The organism is Funiculus sociatus GB2-C1, assembly GCF_039962115.1.
Classification (GTDB): domain Bacteria; phylum Cyanobacteriota; class Cyanobacteriia; order Cyanobacteriales; family FACHB-T130; genus Funiculus; species Funiculus sociatus.
Genome location: NZ_JAMPKJ010000002.1, coordinates 18990 through 41157, shown reverse-complemented (window position 1 = coordinate 41157; position 22168 = coordinate 18990). Strand labels below are relative to the sequence as shown.

The 22168-nt window shown below is 45.2% G+C and carries 7 protein-coding genes; all 7 read left to right on the top strand.

Going from position 1 to position 22168, the window contains the following annotated elements; all coding sequences use genetic code 11:
* Window positions 1-76 precede the first annotated feature (76 nt).
* The 7 genes from NDI42_RS01485 (at window position 77) to NDI42_RS01455 (ending at window position 22146) form a co-directional block, all read left to right on the top strand.
* The gene (locus NDI42_RS01485; RefSeq protein WP_190455766.1) at window positions 77-5602 is read left to right on the top strand and encodes a non-ribosomal peptide synthetase; all 5526 of its coding nucleotides are present in this window, start codon (window positions 77-79) and stop codon (window positions 5600-5602) included.
* A complete protein-coding gene (locus tag NDI42_RS01480; protein ID WP_199311176.1) occupies window positions 5602-6648 on the top strand; it encodes a TauD/TfdA family dioxygenase in 1047 nt (348 codons plus the stop codon). The genes NDI42_RS01485 and NDI42_RS01480 overlap by 1 nt, the downstream gene beginning before the upstream one ends.
* 4 nt (window positions 6649-6652) lie before the next feature.
* Window positions 6653-11224 (top strand): non-ribosomal peptide synthetase, encoded by a 4572-nt coding sequence (locus tag NDI42_RS01475; protein ID WP_190455763.1) that lies wholly within the window; start codon window positions 6653-6655, stop codon window positions 11222-11224.
* Complete coding sequence (locus NDI42_RS01470) at window positions 11221-14523, top strand: non-ribosomal peptide synthetase (RefSeq protein WP_190455758.1); 3303 nt, start codon at window positions 11221-11223, stop codon at window positions 14521-14523. Before NDI42_RS01475 ends, NDI42_RS01470 begins: the two co-directional genes overlap by 4 nt.
* Before the next feature lie 143 nt (window positions 14524-14666).
* Window positions 14667-16343 (top strand): pyridoxal-dependent aspartate 1-decarboxylase PanP, encoded by a 1677-nt coding sequence (gene panP, locus NDI42_RS01465; protein ID WP_190455755.1) that lies wholly within the window; start codon window positions 14667-14669, stop codon window positions 16341-16343.
* Complete coding sequence (locus NDI42_RS01460; RefSeq protein WP_190455753.1) at window positions 16306-21075, top strand: non-ribosomal peptide synthetase; 4770 nt, start codon at window positions 16306-16308, stop codon at window positions 21073-21075. The genes panP and NDI42_RS01460 overlap by 38 nt, the downstream gene beginning before the upstream one ends.
* A gap of 24 nt (window positions 21076-21099) precedes the next feature.
* Entirely contained in the window at window positions 21100-22146 is a 1047-nt protein-coding gene (locus NDI42_RS01455; RefSeq protein ID WP_190455750.1) for a TauD/TfdA family dioxygenase, read from the top strand.
* Window positions 22147-22168 lie beyond the last annotated feature (22 nt).

Genomic DNA, 22168 nt, shown 5'->3' with positions numbered 1-22168 from the left:
TGGTAGTTGACAAACCTGAGAGAGAATTTCGTAAGGTATCAAGCTGAAAGTTTAATACAGGATATAGACGTAAACAATGACTAAAAATATTAGAAATAGTCCTCTTTCTGAAGACTTGTTTACTCAGAAAATATATTGGTTACACAAGTTATCCGGAGAATTACCGGAAACAACTTTGATTGCGGATTATCTAAGACCAGTACCTTATGGCAAGAAAAACCAATCTATCAGTTTCGAGTTGTCAGAAAATTTATCGGAGGCAATTTTTAAGTTAACTAATCGTTCCTATTTGTCTATCTATTTAGTTCTTTTATCAGCGCTGAAGATATTGCTAAACAGATATACTGGCAATGATGATGTAGTTGTCGGTTCACCTGTTTATAGAATAGGAGATAATGAGGATTTAAATACTTTTGTTACGCTGCGATCGCAGGTAGCAGATAGCCTGACCTTTAAAGATTTTCTTTTACAAGTAAAAGATACTGTTATTGGTGCTTATAGCCATCAAAACTATCCTTTTGATGAATTAGTAGGCTTGTTAAAGCTGCCACGAAGTGAGAATCGATGTTCAATATTTGACATCATCATGTTGCTAGAGAACATTCACAATCAGCCTAGCTTGGAGGAAACGAAAAACGATATTACATTTTCTTTTGTAGTTACTGAGAATCTCTTAAAAGGAAAAATTGAGTATAGTTCGCTTCTTTTCAAAGAGGAAACTATCAATCAAGCGATCGCGCACTATATCAATATTCTTGAAATCGCTCTTGGTGACATAAACATTCCTCTAGCGCAGCTTGATTTTTTGACAGCAGCCGACAAAAAGCAATTATTAGAAGAATTTAATGATAATGCCAAATCTTATCCAGTCACTAAAACAATTCACGCTTTATTTGAAGAACAAGTAGAAAAAACACCGGATCGGATTGCGGTAGTTTTTGAAAACACTCAATTAAAATACTGCGAACTGAACGATCAGGCAAATCAGCTTGCTTTATTTTTGCGTAAACTGGGAATCACAAATGGTAGCTTTGTTGGAATTTTAAAGGAACGAAATCCAAATTATTTAATAGCAATACTCGCTATCTTAAAAGCTGGCGCAGCTTACGTACCCATTGATGTAACTTATCCAGCCGATAGAATCAGATATATGCTATTGAATAGCGAAGTTCAGGTTCTATTAACAGAGGGTTTATCTCTGAATATATTGCCGGAAGTTATATCTGAATGTTCTTGCTTACAATCAATTATTTGCCTAGATGCCATTTCCGATGAGAGCAACCAAAAAATAACCGGAGTAAATTTATATCAGCAAGGCGATTTCCAGCATTTACCGACTGCGATAGATGCTATTAATCGGGGAATCGATGCTGCTTACATGATATATACTTCCGGTTCAACGGGATTTCCTAAAGGTGCAATTATCAGACATGGCGGCGCTATTAATCATATTTATGCCCAATATGATGCTTTAAATCTTACGGAAAACCTTATATTCCTGCAAAGCGCCCCGGCTTCATCGGACATTTCTGTATGGCAATTCTTAGCGCCAATCTTAATTGGTGGGACGACAGTTATTGTAGACACGCAAACAGTCTGCAATCCTGAGAAATTGTTTCATGATATCAAAGATAAAAAAGTTACTATTATTGAAATTGTCCCAGTTGTTTTAAGAAGCTTATTAGAATATATTTCCCAACTGTCAAACGACCAAAGACTGTTACCAGATTTGAAGTGGATGATGGTGACGGGAGAATCTGTTTCGGTAGAGATGGTAAATCAGTGGCTTAGTCTGTATCCCTCAATTAAAGTTGTCAATGCTTACGGCCCTACTGAAGCGGCTGATGATATAACTCAGTTGATAATAGACAAGCCTTTAGAGGAACGAACAGTTTCAATTGGTAAACCCTTAGCTAACTTAAATATCTATATTCTTGACCGCAAAATGCAGTTGTTACCCGTTGGGGTTCCTGGGGAGATTTGCGTATCGGGATTTGGTGTTGGTGTGGGGTATTGGAAAAATGAAAAAAGTACCCAGTTAAGCTTTGTTCCTAATCCTTTTCCAAATACGGCAAAATGTTTGCCTGGTACTAATAAAGATTTAATTTATAAAACAGGAGATTTAGGAAGGTGGCTTCCCGATGGAAATATTGAATTTTTGGGACGTATTGACCACCAAGTAAAGATTCGTGGCTTCCGGATTGAACTTGGAGAAATTGAGGCTCTACTGAGTCAACACCCATCTGTACGAGAAACTGCGATCGCATTCAGGGAAGATGTATCAAACCAAAAGCGTTTGGTAGCTTATGTTGTTCCGAGTCCGGATAACCAAGTGCAAAGCGATCTAGTATCGCAGCTTCGGAGCTTTCTGAAACAGAAGCTACCTGAGTATATGGTGCCATCTGCGTTCGTGCTGTTAGAGACTCTACCGCTGACACCCAGCGGCAAAGTAGACCGTCGAGCTTTGCCAGCACCAGATCAAACGCGGTTAGCACCCCAAGAAACGTTTATGCCTCGCACTCCCGTTGAGGAAATCTTAACTCAGGTTTGGGAGCAGGTTTTGGGTATCGAGCGGGTAGGCATCCATGACAACTTTTTTGAATTAGGCGGCGATTCTCTTCTCAGCATTCAGGTGATTGCCAAAGCTCATCAAGCAGGAGTTCAGCTGACCCCGAAGCAAATGTTTCAGCACCAGACAATTGCAGATTTGGCAACGGTCGCTGACACAACTGGAGCAATTCAGGCAGAACAAGGTTTAGTTGTGGGTTCGCTACCACTTACACCCATTCAACACTGCTTCTTTGAGCAAAATTTACTTGACCCGCACCACTGGAATCAATCTCTGTTGCTAGAAGTGCAGCCAGATGTTGACCCGAAACTCTTAGAACGGGCTGTGCAGCAGTTGTCAATCCATCACGATGCTCTCCGCCTGCGGTTTATACAAACTGAGTCTGGTTGGCAACAAATTAATGCCAATTCTGATGATTTGGTGCCTTTCTCCTATGTGGATTTGTCAGACTTGCCAGCAGAAAAGCAAAAATTCACTCTGGAGGCAGCCGCCACTGAACTACAGAGCAGCTTAAACCTATCGCAAGGGCCTCTGATACGAGCAGCTTTCTTTAAGCTGGGTGAAAAAACAAGTCGCCTGCTGTTAATAATTCACCACCTGGCGGTAGATGGCGTTTCTTGGCGAATTTTAGTTGAGGATTTGCAGACAATCTATCAGCACCACACACAAGCGAATGCCAACGACACAGGAACGCTTGCCTTACCATTGAAAACAACCTCCTTCAAGCAATGGTCGCAACAGTTGCTTGAGTATGCTCGCAGTAAGGCTTTGCTGGAACTGGATTATTGGTTAGCGAAAAAGAGCAAATCGTCACGTCTACCAGTGGACTTTCCTGGGGGGTCTAATACAGTAGGTTCCGCCCGGATTTTATCAGTTTCCCTGAGTGTTGCAGAAACCAAAGCTTTGTTGCAAAAGGTGCCTGCTGCCTATCGCACCCAGATTAATGATGTGTTGTTAACGGCGCTGGTGCAAGCATTTGCAAAGTGGACGGGAGAACAATCGCTACTTGTTAACTTGGAAGGTCACGGACGGGAGGAAATTTTTGACAATGTAGACTTGTCCCGTACTGTGGGCTGGTTTACATCAGTTTTTCCAGTGTTGCTGTTGGGAGATTCTGATCCTGGGGAAGCGTTAAAAGCTATCAAAGAGCAGTTGCGGAGCATTCCCCATCGAGGGATAGACTATGGGATTCTGCGCTATTTGAGCAATGATCCTTTTATAGTCGAATCGCTGCGATCGCTTCCTCAAGCCCAGGTGTGTTTCAATTACTTGGGTCAGTTTGACCAGACGCTTTCATCACCTCTATTTAACTGGTCTTCAGAACCTCGTGGGATAGAACGCAGTTTGCGAGACAATCGCAGCGAACTCTTAGAAATCAACGGTTTTGTGGTTGGCGGTCAGTTGCAACTAGATTGGACTTACAGCCAGAGTGTTCATCACCAATCCACAATTGAGGCTTTGGCGCAAGGGTTTATCGAGGCATTGCGATCGCTTATCGCCCATTGCCAATCTCCGGAAGCTGGAGGCTATACTCCATCTGACTTCCCATTAGCAAAACTGGATCAGCAAACACTTGATGAGTTGTTTGTCCAATCGCAGATAGAGGATATTTACCCTCTTTCGCCTATACAACAGGGGATGCTCTTTCATACCCTTTACGATCCCGACTCTGGAATCTATTGCGAACAGTTTAGCTGCACCCTCAAGGGAAACTTAAATATCTCAGCCTTCAAGCAAGCCTGGGAGCGAGTTGTAGACTTATACCCAGTTCTGCGAACCTCTTTTTACGGAGAAATTGATACACCGCTTCAAGTCGTCCATCGACAAGTGGAATTACCTTGGGAACAGCAAGATTGGCGGGGATCTCTAACCGACCAGGAACGGCTGGAAGCTGTTCTAAAGCGCGATCGTCAAGGCTTCGATTTGTCGCAAGCACCCCTGATGCGCCTAATTTTAATCCAGCTGACCGACAACACCAATCTATTCATCTGGAGCCATCATCACCTATTGCTAGATGGGTGGTCTATGCCCATCGTTTTCAAAGACGCGATCGCATTTTACCAAGCATTCTCTCAGGGACAAGACTTAAATCCCAAACGCCCCCGTCCTTATCGGGACTACATTGCATGGTTACAGCAGCAGGATCTATCCAAAGCTGAGGTATTTTGGCAGCAAATGCTTAAAGGTTTCACAACACCAACTCCCCTAGAAATCAATCCGGTTTCCCAAAAATTGCCCAACTTAGAACAAAGCGAAAATAAACAGCAAATCCAGCTTTCAGAAGCCACCGCCGCCGCCTTACTACTGTTTACCAAACAGCATCAATTAACTCTAAATACCTTAATTCAAGGAACTTGGGCGTTGCTGCTGAACCACTATAGCGGTGCCGAAGATGTAGTTTTTGGTAGCACCGTTTCCGGCCGTCCGCCCAACCTCGCTGGTTCGGAATCAATTGTCGGGGTTTTTATTAATACTCTGCCAGTGCGAGTACAACTGATTCCTGAAGATTCTTTTGTCTCGTTGCTCAAGAAAATTCAGTCCCAGCAAGTTGAAGCCCGTCAATACGAACACACTCCTTTAGTGCAGTTGCACAAATCGAGCGATATGCCAAGGGACTTGCCTCTATTTGAAAGTATTGTTGTCTTCCAAAACTATCCAGTAGATCCATCCTTACGTGAAGGGTTCCGAGAATTTGAATTTGGCAATATTCGCTCTTCCTCCAAAAATAATTATCCTCTGACTGTCAGAGTTCTGTTACCGGACTTGTCGCTGCAAATTTTATACGATTCTTGCCGTTTTGCACCGGACGCCATCGCTCAAATTTTAGAACATTTCCAATTTATGCTACACCGGGTTCTGGAACAACCTGATGCTAATATCTGCGCCCTTAAAGAAGCACTGATAGAAGGCGACAAACAACAACAAATTCTGAAACAAAAAGATTTCCAAGCGGTTCGTCGTCAAAAAATAGGAAATGTCAGGCGCAAGACGATTAGCGTTGCAACTGAACAATTAGAACGGGATAACCACTGATGAAAGAATCTACAAATCTCAACACGATGAAGCCAAGCAATGTCAGGCGAAAAACCCTCAGCATCTCCCCAGAAAAATTAATTCAGATAGAGTGCTTTCAGCCTGAAAATCCTCTACCCTTGGTAATTAAACCAGCGGTAGATGGGTTGAATTTGATTACGTGGGCAACAAATAATCGCTCATGGATCGAGACACAGTTATTAAAACATGGTGGCTTACTGTTTCGGAACTTTGATCTTAAAGAATTACCCGAATTTGAGCAATTTATCCAAGCAATTTCCGGAGAATTACTTGAATATTCCTATCGGTCAACACCCCGAACTCAAGTAAGTGGCAACATATATACGTCAACTGAATATCCTGCCACCCAAGTTATTCCTTTACATAATGAGATGGCTTATTCCCTAGAATGGCCGTTAAAAATTTGGTTCTTCTGCGTCAAATCTGCCGAAGAGAAAGGAGAGACCCCGATTGCCGATAGTCGTAAGGTTTTTGAACGCATTGATAATAAAATTAAAAATAAATTTATTCAGAGAAAAGTGATGTATGTCCGCAATTATGGTGATAAACTAGACCTTGACTGGCAAAATGTTTTTCAAACAACAAATAAAACTGAAGTTGAAAATTATTGCCGGAGTAAGGGAATTGAGTTTGATTGGAAGGGAAATCAGCTAAGAACTCGTCAGGTTTGCCAAGCTGTCGCCACCCATCCCAAAACGGGCGAACTGGTGTGGTTCAATCAAGCTCATTTGTTTCACGTCTCAAGCCTGAATCCAGAAGTTTATCAATCCCTGTTGGCAACATTTAAAGAGGAAGATTTACCTCGTAATGCTTATTACGGTGATGGCTCTCCGATTGAAACTTCTGTTTTAGATGAAATTCGGGAAATTTATCAGCAGGAAACAGTTATATTTCCTTGGCAAGAAGGAGATATATTGATGCTGGATAATATGCTAACGGCTCATGGACGTATGCCGTTTGTTGGCTCCCGAAAAGTAGTAGTAGGGATGGCAGAACCTTTTACTAATCAAAACAGCGGAGCTTAAGGATATGCAAGAATTATCTATAGAGGGGTTTGAGCTTTCCCCGCAGCAAAAAAATTTGTGGTTGTTACAGCAAAACCAGAGTCAGCCTTATCGGGTTCATTGTGCTGTTTTAATAGAAGGAAATCTTAAGATAAAAGTCCTAGAGGCAGCTTTACAAAAGGTTGTAGAAAGACATGAAATACTGCGAACAAGTTTTTGCTGCCTAAGCGGGATGTCAATTGCTTTACAAGTAATAAGCGATCGCAATTTACCCGAAGTTAACAAGTGCGATCTAAAGCAGTTAGAATTTGAGGAACAAGAAGCAAAACTAGAGGTACTTTTTCAAGAAGCAAAAAAGCATCCTTTCGATTTATCTCATGGCTCAAATTTGCAAGTATCTTTAGCAATTCTTTCCCCGGAAAAGCATATCTTACTACTTGGCTTACCAGCTCTTTGTGCAGATAGGATAGCAATTAATAATTTAGTAGGTGAAATTAGCCAATCTTACGCAGCTTGTATCCAGAATAGTCCTTTGGGTGACGAACCTTTGCAATATGCAGATATTGCGGCATGGCAAAATGAGCTGTTTGAAGCTGAAGAGGCAGAAACGGGAAAAGAGTATTGGCGCAATTTGGATTTAAACTTTATCCAAAGTACGCTTCCTAATGAAAAGCCGTTGATATCAGTATTTAAACCAGAGTCTATTTCCTTAAAATTAAATACTGAGATAAAGACAAAAATTGCAGCTTTAGCGAATAAAGAGATATATACTGTTTCTAGCTTTTTACAGGCTTGCTGGCAGATATTACTGTGGCGGATTACGGGTAAATCTGAGATAGGAATTGCTTGTGCTGGCAGAAACCATGAAGAGTTAGAACCTGCAATAGGCTTGCTGGCAAAATATTTGCCAATCCAGGGCTGTTTGCAGGGAGAACTTAAATTTTATGAAGTGTGGCAGCAGCTTAACAAGATAACCTGCGATGCTTTGAAATGGCAAGAATCCTTTAATTGGGAATATCTTGTTAAAAGTAACACCCAAAATAAAGAAACACCGTTTTTCCCCTTTTGCTTTGAATTTGAATCCCAGCCGCCTCAATATTCTGCGGCAGACCTATTATTCTCCATTTACAAGTCTTACACCTGCATCGACCGATTCAAAGTAAAACTCTCTTGCAAAGAGCAGAATGATTCTCTGACAGCAGAATTGCACTATGACGCTAACTTATTCGAGACAGAAGAAATTGAGCGGTTAGCGGCACAATTTCAAACCTTGCTAACCCATGCCATTGAGAATCCAGAAGTAGCGATCGCGCAATTAGAAATCCTCAACAGCAGCCAACGACAGCAACTATTAGTCGAATTTAACAACAACAAAACCGCTCCTTCCCCCTATTCCTGTCTTCACCACTGGTTTGAAGCACAGGCACAGCTTACACCCAACAACATTGCCCTGGTGTTTGAAGATCGGCAACTCACCTATGCCGAACTCAACATTAAAGCCAATCAACTTGCTCATTACCTACAGCGACTCGGAGTTAAACCCGAAATCATCGTCGCCCTGCACCTGGAAAGATCCCCAGAACTGATCATCGGTTTGCTGGGAATTCTCAAAGCAGGCGGAGCATATTTACCTTTAGATCCGGCATTACCCAAAGAAGCCTTAGCCTTGCGAATGCAAGAAGCACAGGCAACCATCCTGTTAACACAACAACACCTTATTGAACTTCAACCGCAAGCGCAAGTAGTATGTCTGGATTGGGATGCGATCGCTAAAGAAGACCACTCCGACCCCATCAGCCATACCACCGCCCAAAACTTAGCCTACGTCATATACACCTCCGGCTCCACTGGCAAGCCCAAAGGAGTTGCTATTGAGCATCGGCAACTCCTCAATTATCTCAACGCCATCCTAGAAAAATTGGTACTGCCAAGTGGTGCCAGCTTCGCCACCGTTTCCACCATCGCCGCCGACCTCGGCAACACAGCCATCTTCCCAGCCCTCTGTACCGGGGGATGCCTGCATATCATCTCTCAGGAACGAGCTACCGACCCAGTAGCACTAGCCCAATACTGCCGCCGCCATCCTATTGACTGTCTCAAGATAGTCCCAACCCACCTAGCAGCCCTGCTAACAACCTCCCATCCAGAGCAAATCCTGCCCCGTCAGTGTTTAATCTTGGGAGGTGAAGCCGTCAGCTGGAATTTGATCTCACAGGTGCGACAACACTCCCCATGTCAGATTCTCAACCACTACGGCCCGACCGAAACCACCGTTGGCGTACTTACCTATTCAGTAAAAAGCTTGCCAACCGAGGCGAGTAGAGCAACCGTTCCCTTAGGTCGTCCCCTAGCCAACACGCAGATTTATTTACTAGACACCCATCAGCAACCCGTGCCGATAGGCGTACCGGGCGAACTCTACATCGGCGGTGATTGCGTAGCCAGAGGCTACCTAAATCAACCCGAACTAACCGCCCAGCGATTTATACCCAACCCCTTTAATCAGCCTTCTCAAGAACGACTATACAAAACTGGTGACTTAGCAAGATACCGACCAGACGGCACCCTAGAATTTTTGGGTCGCCTAGACCGTCAAGTCAAACTGCATGGCTTCCGCATCGAATTAGAGGAAATTGAAGCCGTGCTGAGTCAACATCCAAAAGTGCGCGAAGTTGTCGTACTGGCGCGAGAAGATGAGCCGGATCAGAAACGTCTTGTCGCTTATGTTGTTCCGGATTCCCATACTGCTACCATCAGCGACCTAAGTAACTTTCTAAAGCAGAAATTACCTGAGTATATGGTGCCTTCTGCCTTCGTACTGCTCAAAGCCTTGCCTCTAACACCTAATGGCAAAATAAACCGCAACAACCTGCCAGCGCCGGACGCGACTAAGCCAGAATTTAATCCAGGTTTTTCCGCACCTCGCAATCCCCAGGAAAAGGTGTTGGCGGAAATTTGGGCGCAAATCTTGGGTTTAGAGCAAGTGAGTATTTATGACAACTTCTTTGAGTTAGGCGGGGATTCCATTCTCAGCATTCAGGTAATTGCCAGAGCCAATAAAGCAAACTTGCGGCTGACCCCCAAGCAAATATTTGAACATCCGACAATTGCCCAATTAGCAGCAGTGGCGGATATCGCCCAAACCATCGAAATTGAACAAGGTCTGGTAACGGGGTTTGTTCCTCTTACCCCAATTCAACACTGGTTTTTTGAGCAAAATTTACCCGATTCGCACCACTGGAATCAAGCTATTCTTCTGCAAGTACAGAATTTAGATCCCAACCTATTACAGCAAGTGGTGCAGCACTTGCTGAAACATCACGATGCTCTGCGTCTGCGGTTTATTCCAGAAGCATCGGGTTGGCGAGCTGTTAATACTGATTATCAGCGAGTAGTGCCAGTAACTGTGCTGGATTTATCGACCCTCTCACCCAGCGAACAAACCGCAGCTATTGAAGCTGCTGCTGGGGAACAGCAAGCTAGTCTGAATCTGTCGGCAGGATCGTTGATGGCGGTAACGCTCTTTAACATGGGGCCTTCTAAACCGAGCCGCTTGTTACTGATTATCCACCACTTAGCTGTTGATAGCGTCTCCTGGCGGATTTTGCTGGAAGACTTGCAAACGGCTTATCAACAGGTAAGCCGGAATGAAACGATACAGCTGCCAGCGAAGACAACCTCGTTCAAGCAGTGGGCTGAATGCTTGCAGGAGTATGCACAATCAACGACACTACGAAAAGAGCAAGATTATTGGTTAGCTCCCCGTCAGCGATCGCATTTGCCTGTGGACTTTCCAGGGGGCGCGAATACAGTGGGGTTAGCTCGCACGGTTTCGGTATCGTTGAGTGAGTCCCAGACGCAAGCACTGTTAAAAGAGGTGCCATCGGCGTATCAAACCCAGGTGAATGATGTGTTGCTGACAGCACTGGTGCAGACTTTTGCCGATTGGACTCAACAGCGATCGCTTTTAGTTAATCTTGAAGGTCACGGCCGAGAGGAAATTATCAAGGATGTGGACTTGTCGCGCACGGTCGGCTGGTTCACGACTTTATTCCCGGTGCTATTGGAGTTAGAAGCAGCGCCTGAACCGGGAGAGGCACTCAAAGCTATCAAAGAACAATTGCGCCAGATTCCAAATCGAGGAATTGGCTACGGTGTGCTGCGATATCTCCAGCCAGACACATCAGTAAAAGAGCGATCGCGCCAGCTTCCTCAACCGGAAGTTTGTTTCAACTACCTGGGCCAGTTTGACCCAGCTTTACAACAGTCCTCTTTGTTTAGCTTAGCCCCAGAATCGAGCGGCGCGGCGCGGAGTCCCCAAGGAAAGCGCCCTCACCTACTGGATATCACTGGCTTTGTTGTCAACGGAAAGCTGCAACTAGATTGGACATACAGCGCCGCAACACATAAAGATTCAACTGTGTCAAGCCTAGCGCAAAAATTTCTCACAGCTTGTGCGTCGCTCATTGCTCACTGCCAATCTGCCGAAGCAGGAGGCTACACCCCAACTGACTTCCCAAAAGCCCAACTGAACCAAAAAGACCTGGACAAGTTGCTTGCCAAAATCAACCGCACCAGTGAGAAGAAAGCCAAATGAAAGTAGAAAATCTTCAAGATATTTACGAACTATCACCAGCACAGCAGGGCATACTCTTTCACAGTTTGTATACCCCAGAATCTGGAGTATATTTCCTACAGTTGCACTATAGCTTGCAGGGTTATCTTGATGTTTCTGCTTTCGAGCAGGCATGGCAGAAAGTCATAGCTCGTCACCCCGCCTTGCGTACTAGCTTTCATTGGGAAGACCTGGAAAAGCCATTGCAAGTCGTACATCAACATATTAAAGTGCCGCTGGTGCAGCATGATTTGCAACAGCTTTCTCCCTCAGAACAGCAAGAACATCTTCAAACCTTGCTAGAAATAGATCGTCAAGGCTTCGACCTGTCCGAAGCACCTTTAATGCGCCTGAATTTGCTGCAACTTGGCGAAAAAAGTTACCAATTCATCTGGAGCAAGCACCATCTAATTCTGGATGGATGGTCAACAGCATTGGTACTCAAAGAAGTCGTTGAAATTTACGCAGCCCTTTCTCAAGGACAACAGGAGCCAGATTTGCCCATTAGTAGCTATGGGGACTACATCGCTTGGCTACAGCAGCAAAATTTGTCAAAAGCCGAAGCATTCTGGCGAGAAAAGCTCAAGGGATTTAATCCATTTACAAATCGCTTAGAGTTAGATGTTAGCTCCCGCTTCCAAAAAGACTGCAATCAACAAGTGCTTCAGCTTTCGTCAACTACCACAGCAGCCCTGCAATCCTTGGCACGACAGCATCAGCTAACCCTAAATACCCTAGTTCAGGGAGCATGGGCGTTGCTTCTGAGTCGAAGAAGCGGCGAGAACGACGTAGTTTATGGAGCCACGGTCTCTGGTCGTCCAGCCGACTTAGCAGGAGCCGAGTCTATGGTTGGGCTGTTGATTAATACGCTGCCCGTGCGGGTACAAGTAAAGCCGGATCAGCCTCTGTTGGCTTGGCTCAAGCAACTTCAGGCTCAACTGGTGGAGATGCGTCAATACGAGTACAGCCCCCTGGTAGAGGTGCAAGGGTGGAGCGAAGTGCCACGAGGTCAACCTTTGTTTGAGAGCATTTTAGTGTTTGAGAACTACCCAGTAGATCGAATTTTACAGGAGTGGAAAGTCAATCTAGAAATTCAGAATTTTACTGTCTTTGAAAAAACAAATTATCCCCTAACTGTATTTGCCATCCCAGGTTCAGAGTTGGAGCTGAGGATATTGTACGATTGCTACTGTTTTGATGCCGCCGAGATCATCCGGATGCTAAGTCATTTCCAAACTTTACTCGCAGGCATGGCAACCAATCCCCAACAGCGCTTATGTGACTTACCGCTGTTAACAGAAGCGGAATTACATCAACAGTTAGTTGAGTGGAACAACCAAAAGGTAGATTACCCGAAACAATGTTTGCATCAGCTATTTGAAGCTCAAGTAGAACGCACACCCGATGCCATTGCCGTTGTTTTTGAAGACGAAAAACTGACTTACCGGGAGCTAAATGAGCAGGCTAATAAAATAGCGCACTACCTGCTGCGGCTGGGCGTGGCAACAGAGGAATTAGTTGGCATTAGTGTAGAGCGATCGCTCTATACTATCATCGGCATATTCGGCATTCTCAAGGCTGGAGCAGCTTATGTTCCCTTAGATCCCACCTACCCCAGAGATCGTCTAGCTTTCATGCTCAACGATGCTCAAGTGTCAGTTTTACTAACCCATTCTGCACTCAAAGATCGCTATTCTGACAAAATTCCTTCATCCTGCCGTTCTGTGGTTTGTCTGGATAGCGACTGGGACAGGGACATTGCCCAAGAAAGCTTTCAAAACCCTACTAACCGCGTGACATTTGGCAATCTAGCTTATGTCATTTATACCTCTGGCTCCACTGGAACTCCCAAGGGTGTCCTCGGTCGGCACCAAGGCGCAGTCAATCGCTGTTACTGGGCAGCCTATCCCTTCAACACAGATGATATTTGTTGCCAAAAAACCTCTTTAAACTTTGTAGATTCTGTCTGGGAAATTTTTGCCCCATTACTGCACGGGTTGCGAACAGTAATCATTGCTGATGAAGTTGTAAAAGATCCGTACCAGTTAGTACAAACTCTCTCTGAACAGCAGGTCACGCGCATCGTCTTAGTTCCGTCGTTGCTGCGCGTCATCTTAGACACGTTCGCCGATTTGTCCAGCCGCCTTCCCAAACTGAAGTATTGGGTTAGCAGTGGCGAAGCCCTTAGTGTTGAACTTTGTCAACGCTTTCGCCAGAGGATGCCTCAAAGCCGACTGATCAATCTTTATGGCTCCTCTGAAGTGTCTGCTGATGTTACTTGGTACGACACAACAGAAAACGCGCTAGATTCTTGCGTTCCCATCGGTCGCCCGATTGCCAATACGTGTTGTTTTCTGCTGGATAGCAACTTGCAACTTGTCCCAATAGGCGTACCGGGAGAGCTATACATCGGCGGTGATGGCTTAGCACGCGGCTACCTCAACCAGCCTGAACTGACCGCCGAGAAATTTATTCCTAACCCTTTTAATCAGGCAATCAAAAGTCAAAAGTCAACAGATTCTTCCCTTTTAGTTTCTTCAGACCGCCTTTATAAAACTGGAGACTTGGGGCGTTACCTGCCCACTGGGGATATTGAGTTCCTGGGTCGGCTGGATCATCAGGTGAAGATTCGGGGGTATCGCATCGAAGTCGGCGAAATCGAGGCGTTGTTGGTTCAACACCCAGCAGTTCAGGAAGCGGTAGTTCTGACACGGGAGGATGAGACTGGTGACAAGCGGCTGGTAGCTTATGTTGTCCCTGACAACCAGCTGATCAATTCAAAATCGAGCCAACTGCGCCAATTTCTCAAAGAGAAGCTACCAGAGTACATGGTGCCATCAGCTTTCGTAATGCTTCCTGCCTTGCCGCTAACGCCCAACGGAAAAGTGGATCGCAATTCACTGCCAGCACCAGAAACTTTCTCAGCCCAACGGGAAACAGTTTTTGTAGCCCCGCAAACTCAAACTGAAAAAGAACTTGCCGAAATCTGGAGCGCAGTGCTAGGGGTACAGGCGGGAATTTATGACAATTTCTTCGATTTAGGGGGTCATTCTCTGATAGCAACGCAGTTGTTATCGCGGGTACGAACCAATTTTGGTGTAGATATATCATTGCGAAATTTTTTCGCGTCTTCCACGATTAAGAATTTAGCTGAGATGGTGGAAGAAGCTCTTTTGGTATCAAGCTCCACAGATATCGATGAAATGCTAGACCAATTGGAAGGACTAGAGGAAGACGAAATACAGAAGATTTTAATCGATTGTCAAAATGATGGAAAGTAGCAAGTAGGTTGAGGTAACGAAACCCAACAAACCTAATATTATCGTTGGGTTTTATTACCTAAAATGCCACGCCCCTCAACCTAGATTTTTTCTGTAAGTCTTATAAATTTTGTAGCTTTAGCTTGAAAAGGAAGTGTCTTTAGATGAAAGAAACAATTAAAGTGCCAAGCTTACCAAATGAAAACCTAGCTTCTGAACGCAACCTGGAGCAAGTCGAAAGCCAGTTAATGGAATTATTTTCGATTTCCGAAGATGGAACCCAGACAGAAATAGAAGCCCGAATTACAGCAATCGCGCAAAGTTTTCTGCATACTAAAAACGTCAGCACTGATATTGAGCTGGATTCAATAGTCGAAAAATTTACCGATAGTAAAATTCCGGTCGAGCCATCTGATGTGGGGGATTATATCGATTACTTGACTGAAAGTGTAGTTGCCCATTCAATTCATACATCCTCCCCACGATACATCGGTCACATGACCTCGGCACTGCCCCATTTTGTCCTGCCTTTGGGGAAGCTGATCGCAGCCATGAATCAAAACGTAGTTAAGGTAGAAACTTCAAAAGCTTTTAGCCCTTGCGAACGTCAGGCTTTAGCGATGATGCACCGATTGATTTACAAATTTTCTGATGATTTCTATCATCAACATATTCAAGAAAGCGAGAGTACCTTGGGCGCGATCGCAACTGGCGGGACTCTGGCAAATATAACAGCAATGTGGTGCGCTCGTAACGCTTCATTAGGGTCAAAAGATGATTTTACTGGGGTTGAAAATGAAGGCTTACCAGCGGCTCTAAATTTTTATGGCTACAAGGAAGCGGTAATTATTGGCTCTGCCTTGATGCACTACTCTTTTGAGAAGGCTGCGGGGATGATGGGCATTGGCGATCGCAACTTGATAAAAATCCCTGTAGATCGTAACCATCGGATTGACTTACTCGCTCTACGGCGAACTGTTGCCGAGTGTCGCGCCCGTAACCAACTTATTATCGCCATCGTGGGTATTGCTGGGTGTACGGATTCGGGAGCGGTAGATCCACTTTTAGAGATGGCGGAGATTGCCCAAAACGCAAATGTTCACTTTCATGTAGATGCGGCTTGGGGTGGGCCAGTTCTTTTTTCAAAGCAACACCAACATAAACTAGCTGGCATCGAAAAAGCGGATTCTGTCACCATCGATGGACATAAACAAATGTATCTGCCAATGGGAATTGGTATGGTGTTTTTCCGCAATCCGCAAATGGCAAACGTTATTGAAAAAACAGCCCGCTATACTGTCCGCAAAGGGTCAATTGATTTAGGAAAGCGCACCTTAGAAGGGTCTCGTCCGGGAAACAGTTTATTTCTACAAGCGGCGCTGAATATTATCGGACATCAGGGTTATGAATTTTTGATTGATAGCGGTATCCAGAAAACTCAATACATGGCAAATTTAATTTGTCTGCGACCTGAATTTGAATTGCTGGTAGAGCCAGAAATTAATATTCTTCTATATCGCTACATTCCCGAACCTTGGCGACAGAAAGTTGCTAAAGGTGAGTTAACTGAAGCCGACCAACAATCAATTAATCAATTTAATGAACTGCTTCAGAATGCTCAGCGACAGGCTGGTCATACATTTGTTTCGCGGACAACATTAGATACCACCTGCTACGGGAAAGGTAAATCTATTGTGGCGTTGCGTGCAGTGTTGGCAAATCCACTCACTACTGAAAGTGATATTGATGCAGTTTTAGACGATCAGATAGCGACGGCTGCAAAGCTACCCGTGTTAACAGGATATGACCAGCTGGCGAGGAGTGTTGCTAATGACGACTAACGATCGCTTAGAACGGCTAAAAAATCTCTCGCCAGAGAAACGCGCCTTGGTGCTTAAGGCATTGCGAGAACAAGCTGTGCGAACTGAGGAGTCTAAAGTTATTCCTCGACGCGATCGCCAGCAGCCTGCGGTTCTCTCTTTTTCCCAGCAGCGATTGTGGTTTCTCGATCAGTTGGAGCCGGGACGCTTTACCTATAATATTCCTGCTGCTGTGCTACTCTTGGGTTCGCTGAATATACCTGCATTGGAGCAGAGCTTTAATGAGGCGATCCAGCGTCACGAAGTTTTGCGAACTACGTTTGCAACTCAACAGGGGCAACCGATTCAGGTAATTGCCCCCAGTTTAAAGTTAACTCTACCTGTGGTAGACCTGCGGCATCTCTCGAAGAGTGAGCGAGATGCAGAGATCCAAAGGCAAGCGATACTAGAGGCGCAGCAACCCTTTGATTTAGGGCGCGAACCTTTACTGCGCGGTACTTTGCTCCAGCTGGACGAAGCATATGTGCTGCTGTTTACAATGCACCACATCGTCTCTGATGGCTGGTCAATTGGAGTCCTGATCCGAGAATTAGCGGCACTCTACGAAGCTTATGTTGACGGTCAGCCTTCACCGTTACCCGAACTGCCGATCCAATATGCAGACTTTGCTGTTTGGCAACGGCAATGGCTTCAGGGAGAAGTGCTGAAAACGCAGCTATCCTACTGGAAGCAACAGCTTAGGGGCAATTTGCCAGCCTTGCAGTTACCGACTGACCGACCGCGATCGCCTGTTTCGACTTTTCGGGGTGCCAGCCAATCTTTCGTATTACCAGCGAGTCTTTCTGAGGCACTAAAGGCGCTCTCGCAGCGGGAGAATGTCACCCTATTTATGACTCTGCTGGCAGCGTTTAAAGCTCTCCTGTACCGCTACACGCGACAGGATGACATCCTGGTAGGCACACCAATTGCTAACCGCAACCGAGCGGAAATAGAAGGGTTAATTGGTTTTTTTGTGAATACCTTGGTGATGCGTACTGACATTTCTGGCGCTCCCAGTTTCCGGGAGTTGTTGGGGCGAGTACGGGAGGTAGCTTTAGGAGCGTATGCCCATCAGGACTTGCCTTTTGAGCATTTGGTAGAGGAACTTCAGCCAGAGCGAGACTTGAGCTATCACCCGCTATTTCAAGTGGCGTTTGTGCTACAAAATGCCCCAAAAGAGGTGCTGAAGCTGCCAAACTTGAGCCTCAGCTTTTTAGCGGTGGAAAGCGCGATCGCTAAGTTTGATTTAACGCTAACGATGTCTTTCGCCGAGGAAGGACTGATCGGATCGTTAGAGTACAACACAGACTTATTTGATGCCACAACAATCAAGCGGATGTTGGGGAATTTTCAAACAATGCTTGCAGGTATTGTTGCTAATCCGGAAGCCCGGATTTCGGAATTACCCCTGCTGACTGAAGCTGAACGTCAGCAACGACTGACTAAGAATCAGACTTTGCTAGTTCCGCCTTCGTTGTGTTTACATCAGCTGTTTGAGGCGCAAGTAGAGCGATCGCCCGACGCGATCGCAGTAGTCTTTGAAGACGAGCAGTTAACTTATCGGGAACTGAACCAACGGGCAAACAAAATAGCTCACTACCTCCAGTCTTTGGGAGTCGGTGCAGAGACATTGGTAGGGATATGTGTAGAGCGATCGCTTTACACAGTAGTCGGGCTACTGAGCATTCTCAAAGCTGGTGGCGCGTATGTTCCCTTAGATCCCGCCTATCCAAGCGAGCGTCTAGCCTTCATGCTAGAAGACTCGCAAGTGCCAGTGTTGTTAACTCAGCAGTCGTTGGTAGAAGCTTTACCGACATCTAAAGCTAAAGTAATCTGTTTGGATACATGGGGCATTGCCCAAGAAAGCGACGCTAATCCAGTCACTCAGACGACAACTGACAACCTGGCTTATGTTATCTACACCTCCGGCTCTACAGGACAGCCGAAGGGCGTATTAATCCCGCACGGGAATGTCGTCCGGCTGTTTGACGCGGTGCAGTCGTGGTATCAATTTAGCGATCGCGATGTGTGGACGCTCTTTCACTCCTATGCTTTCGATTTCTCTGTTTGGGAACTTTGGGGCGCTCTGCTTTTTGGTGGGCGGTTGGTGGTAGTCCCTTACTGGGTGAGTCGTTCGCCGGAATTGTTTTATGACTTATTGTGTAAGCAGCAGGTAACTGTCCTTAACCAAACTCCCTCAGCCTTCCGCCAACTAATTCGAGCAGAAGAAGTGGCTAATCCGACACAGGCGTTGTCTTTGCGTTTGGTAATCTTTGGTGGAGAAGCTTTAAACCTCCAAAGCTTGAAGCCTTGGTTTGACCGTCATGGCGACCAGTTTCCTCAGCTAGTCAATATGTACGGCATTACAGAAACCACCGTACACGTAACCTATCGTTTGCTGACAGCTGCCGATCTGAATCTGGTTTCGGGAAGTGTAATTGGTTGTCCAATTCCAGATTTGCAAATCTACATACTCGATAGTCATCAGCAGCCAGTTCCTATCGGAGTTCCGGGCGAGATGTACGTTGGTGGCGCGGGTTTGGCGCGGGGATATCTCAACCGTAGCGATCTGACTTCGGAACGGTTCATCTCCAATCCCTTCAAAATCCACAATCCACAATCGGAACGCCTTTACAAAACTGGCGACTTAGCACGTTATCTAGCCAATGGAGACATTGAATACTTAGGACGAATTGACGACCAAGTAAAAATTCGCGGCTTCCGCATTGAGCTAGGAGAAATTGAGGCGGCGTTGGCTCAACACCCTGCTGTTTCTGAAGGGCTGGTTGTAACGCAAGGCGAAAATTCTGGCGAACAACGTTTGGTAGCTTATGTTGTCCCTTACCCAGAACAAGCGATCGCCATCAGCGAACTGCGTAGCTTTCTAGCTCAATTGCCCAACTACATGATACCCGCCGCCTTCGTACTACTCGAAGCCATACCTCTAACGCCGAATGGTAAGGTAGATCGGCGAGCATTGCCAACCCCCGTCGCCACACCTGAGCGGGATGTCGCCTTTGTCGCTGGGCGCAATTTTGTTGAACAGGTGCTTACCGAAATCTGGGCTGAAGTCCTGGGCGTGCAGTCGGTGGGCATTCATGATAACTTTTTTAACTTGGGGGGCGACTCGATTCGGAGTATCCAAGTTCGCACTCAAGCTCAGAAACAGGGGATAGATTTTTCTATCGAACAGCTATTCCGTTATCAAACGATAGGCGAACTGGCTCAACACGCCAATCGGACAGAATCCAGCTTACCCATATCAGACACAGAACCATTTAGCCTGATTTCCTCAGCAGATCGGTTAAGTTTGCCGGAAAATGTGGAAGATGCCTATCCCCTGGCGATGCTTCAGATGGGGATGCTGTTCCACAGTGCCTATAGCCAGGATTCTACTCTCTTTCATGACATCTTCAGCTTCCACCTGCAAACGCCTCTCGACCTTCAGGTTTTGACGGCGGCTATCGAGCAATTGTTAACCCGTCATCCTGTACTGCGTACTTCTTTCAATCTGACAAACTTCTCCGAACCGCTGCAACTGGTGCATCGGATGGTGGAGATTCCTTTGCAGGTAGAAGACTTGCGCCACCTCTCACCCGCCGAGCAAGAGGAAGCGATCGCTGGTTGGATGGAAGCGGAAAAGAAACAGAATTTTGATTGGAATTGTCCTCCTCTACTGCGTTTTCAGGTTCATCGCCGTGGGGAAGCTACCTTTCAATTTACGCTGAGCTTCCACCATGTGATTCTCGACGGTTGGAGTGTAGCATTGTTACTCACAGAGTTATTTGAGCAATATTTCTTCCTTCTGGGTAAAGAAATTGCGCCACCGTTACCGAACCAAGCGATCGCTTTCCGAAATTTTGTAGCTTTGCAGAAAAATGCGCTTCGGTCGGAGGAATGTAAACGGTATTGGATTCAAAAACTCAGTGACAGCACAAAGACAACATTACCTCGCACTTCTGTTTCCCAAACAAATACAGAGGCGGTTCGCGTACTAGAGATTCCAGTCAGCGCAGAGATTTCCCAAAAGCTCAAGCAGCTGACTCAGGTTGCTGCTGTTCCACTCAAAAGCGTTTTGGTAGCCGCACACCTGAGAGCGATCGCCACTTTAAGCGGTCAATCGGACATTTTAACAATACTTTCAGCAAATGGTCGCCCAGACAGCGGTAGCGATCGCTCTCTAGGACTTTTCCTCACTCCTTTGCCATTTCGGATGAAACTTTCCGGAGGTACTTGGCTTGACCTGATTCGCGAAGCTTTTGCAGCTGAGCGCGAATTATTACCTTTCCGATGGTATCCAATGGCTCAAATTCAGAAAGATTTAGGAAAACAGCAACTCTTTGAAACTTGTTTTAACTTCACTCATTTCCATGTTTATGAGCGTCTGAAATCATTCACCGATTTGCAGGTTTTAGATGATATACACTTTGAAATGACCGATTTCGCCTTATTAGCTGATTTTGGTTTGAATGTTACTACATCTCAAATCAAACTTTTCTTAAAGTGCCACACCTCTGAATTATCCCAGCAGCAAATCGAAGAGATTGGTCATACCTATTTCCAAACTCTTACCACTTTAGCCAACGAGCCAACTGAATCTTACCAAGCGCACAGCGAACAAAAAGAACCATCTTTGTTGCTCAAACAAGAGCAAATAGAATCAACCAGCTTACAAAAGCTAAAAAACGCCAAAAGAAAAGCAATCCGCGGTTAAAAATCTTCCGGAGCGTAATAGATTATGAAAAAAATAGATTCCCAAATTCCCTTTAATAAAAGGTCGATTACTCGCAAACCCTTCAACCTCTCCCAAAATGAGTTAATTGAAACCGAGTATCTACTCCCTGGTAAAAGCATTCCTCTACTTGTAAAACCAGCCGTCCCAGGTGTCAATTTATTAGATTGGGCTACAAGTAACCAGGAAACGGTTAAAACCCTGTTACTAAACTACAGAGCCTTACTTTTTCGGAATTTTAATATAAATTCAACGGATTTGTTTAACCAGTTTATCAAAACCACTTCCACCGGAGAACTGCTGGAATATCGCGATCGCTCATCGCCACGCCATGAAATCAGCGGCAAAATCTATACTTCAACTGATTACCCCGCCGAACAAAGCATCTTTTTACACAACGAAGGAACCTATTGGCTAACTTGGCCTCTAAAAATATATTTTGGCTGTCTTATAGCTCCGCAGCAGGGAGGAGAAACCCCTATTGCTGACTGTCGAAATATTTTTCAGCGCATCAATCCAAAAATTAGAGAGCATTTTATCGAAAAAAAAGTTTTGTATGTCCGAAACTATAATGATGGATTTGGATTAAGTTGGCAGACAGTTTTTCAAACTGAAGATAAAACTGTGGTAGAGGAATATTGCCGTCGTAATGGGATTGAATTTGAGTGGAAAAGTGGTGATCGTCTCAGGACTCGCCAAGTCCGGCAAGCTGTTGCCAAACATCCTCAAACCGGAGAGAATATCTGGTTTAATCATGCTACTTTTTTCCATGTTTCTACACTAGAACCAACGATGCGTGAAACATTGTTGGCGGAGTTTAAAGAAGAAGACCTTCCCAATAATACTTACTACGGTGATGGCTCTCCAATTGAAATATCTGTATTAGATGAACTTCGCGAAGCTTATCTGCAAGAGAGGGTGATTTTTCCCTGGCAAGAAGGCGACGTATTGATGTTGGATAATATGTCAGTCGCTCATAGTCGTACACCTTTTGTAGGTTCGCGCAAGGTTGTAGTGGGAATGGCTGAACCGTTTACTAATTCAGAAATATAGGGTACACAAAAGGAGTTAAAGA